This is a genomic window from Bacteroidota bacterium (assembly GCA_034723125.1).
GTDB lineage: Bacteria > Bacteroidota > Bacteroidia > CAILMK01 > JAAYUY01 > JAYEOP01.
This window is the reverse complement of the sequence record JAYEOP010000378.1, coordinates 1-2,363: the sequence shown is the minus strand read 5'-3', so window position 1 is coordinate 2,363 and position 2,363 is coordinate 1. Positions and strand designations below refer to the sequence as shown.

General features: G+C 33.6%; 2 protein-coding genes. Both read left to right on the top strand.

The genetic code is table 11. The features are described from left to right. Positions 1-106: 106 nt before the first annotated feature. On the top strand, positions 107-1,204 hold the full coding sequence (locus tag U9R42_10080) for a 6-phosphofructokinase (protein ID MEA3496369.1): 1,098 nt from the start codon (positions 107-109) through the stop codon (positions 1,202-1,204). A 47-nt stretch (positions 1,205-1,251) separates the two neighbouring features. Then, positions 1,252-2,363, top strand: a 1,112-nt coding sequence (locus U9R42_10075; GenBank protein ID MEA3496368.1) for a S8 family serine peptidase, incomplete at its 3' end; no start/stop codon positions are given.

The window sequence follows — 2,363 nt, the reverse complement described above, 5'->3', positions numbered from 1 at the left end:
ATCTCAAAACTCACATCTCACATCTCACAACTCTTTCCTCTTTTTCACGATAAGTGTTCAAAATTTTATATCTTTGAAGTTATATTTTCATATTAAACAATCAACTATGGATAAGAATATTAAGAAGATAGCACTGTTAACCGGTGGGGGAGATTGCCCTGGATTAAATGCTGTAATACGTACCTTAACAAAATCTGCAATTCTTAAATACGGACTTGAAGTAATTGGATATAAATTTGGTTATAGAGGATTATACCTCAATGATTTTATGAAACTTGACCTAAAAGCAGTTTCTGGTATTCAGCACATTGGCGGTACTATTTTGTACAGTTCAAACAAAGACAATCTTTTTGATTATGAAGTTAAAGAAAAAGGTAAAAAAGTAAGAAAAGATGTTTCTGATGTTGCTGTTAAAAACTTAAAAAAAGAAAATGTTGATGTTCTTGTAATAATTGGTGGAGACGGTACTTTAACAAGTGCTCGAGACTTCTCCCGCAAAGGTGTAAAAATTATTGGAGTTCCAAAAACTATTGACAATGACCTTGCGGTAACAGATGTAACATTTGGTTTTAACTCAGCCATAGATGTTGCAGCAGATGCAATTGACCGATTACATACCACTGCCGAATCTCACCACAGAATTATGATACTTGAAGTAATGGGCAGAAATGCCGGTTGGATAGCTTTAGAATCAGGTATTGCAGGTACTGCTGATGTAATTTTAATTCCTGAAATACCATACAATATTAATAAAATCACTAAAAAGTTTAAAGAAAGAGAATCAAGAGGAAAACTATTTAGTATTGTTGTTGTAGCCGAAGGTGCAGTTCCAAAAGGTGGTAAAGCAGTTGTGAAAAAAATTGTTAAAGATAGTCCTGACCCCATAAGACTTGGTGGAATTGGAAATCAACTTGCCGATAATCTTGAAAAATTACTTAAAGGACATGAAGTAAGAACTACGGTTTTAGGTCATTTACAAAGGGGAGGACCTCCTTCAACTTACGATAGGATGCTGTGTACAAGATATGGAGTTGCAGCAGTTAAGCTTATTGATGATAATAGATTCGGAAATATGGTTTGTATTAAAAAAACAAAAATGAGTTACGAACATCTTGAAAATATTATCGGAAGACAGAAATTAGTTGATCCTGAAGGTGAACTTGTTCAAATGGCAAAAGATATCGGAATTTCATTTGGTGATTAAAATGTATTTATAGAACCTCCCTTTAAACAAAAATCTTAAAAATTACAGTGAAAAAAATTATAATATCAATTTCAATAATTTGTTTTTTTATTAGTCCTTCTTTTAGCCAACAGCCAACTCATAAATCAGGTGAAATAATTGTGCAACTTGCTAAAGATAACATCATTGAGAACGTTATTTTTGATTACAAAAAATTTAATAACAAAGAAACAAATATTGAGCTTGTAAAAAAACTATCAAATTCTTTAAAAATATGGCTAATAAAATTTGACAGTAAAAACATAAATGAAATAAATCTTTTATATAGTTTAAAAGAAAATCCTGCAATTGTAAATGCTCAATTCAATCATAAATTGGAGTACAGAAAAAATACTCCCAATGATACACTTTACCACAAACAATGGCAATACGAGAATACGGGACAGCTAAGCGGACTACCTGATGCGGACATAGATATTGATGAAGCATGGGAAATTACAACAGGAGGCGTTACAGCTCTTGGAGACACCATTGTAATTGCCATAGTTGATGATGGATTTGATACTCTGCATCCTGATTTTACAGGAAACATCTGGTATAACAAAAATGAAATTCCAAACAACGGAATAGACGATGATAACAATGGTTATGTTGACGATTACAAAGGATGGAATACATATCAAGGAAATGATGATATAAAAAATGGAAAATGGGGTGGAGAACATGGAACATCCGTAACAGGAATAGTAGGTGCAAAAGGAAATAATACAACAGGAGTGAGCGGAGTAAATTGGAATGTAAAAATGATGATAGTTGTTGGTGGCGGGTATGAGTCCGATGCAATTTCTGCATATTCTTATTTATTGGAAATGAGGAAAATATATAATCAAACAGATGGGGAAAAAGGTGCTTATATTGTTTCTTCTAACTCCTCATGGGGAGTGGATTTCGGTAAAGCTACCGATGCTCCGCTTTGGTGTGCTATGTATGATTCACTCGGAAAGTATGGGATAGTAAATGCCGCAGCCACTTCCAATATGAATATTGATGTTGATGTAAAAGGCGACCTACCAAGCACTTGCCCAAGCAAATATTTAATTTGTGTTACAAATACAAACAATACGGATATGAAAGAATCAGCAGGTTATGGAGTAACACATGTTGACCTTGGTGCTCCCGG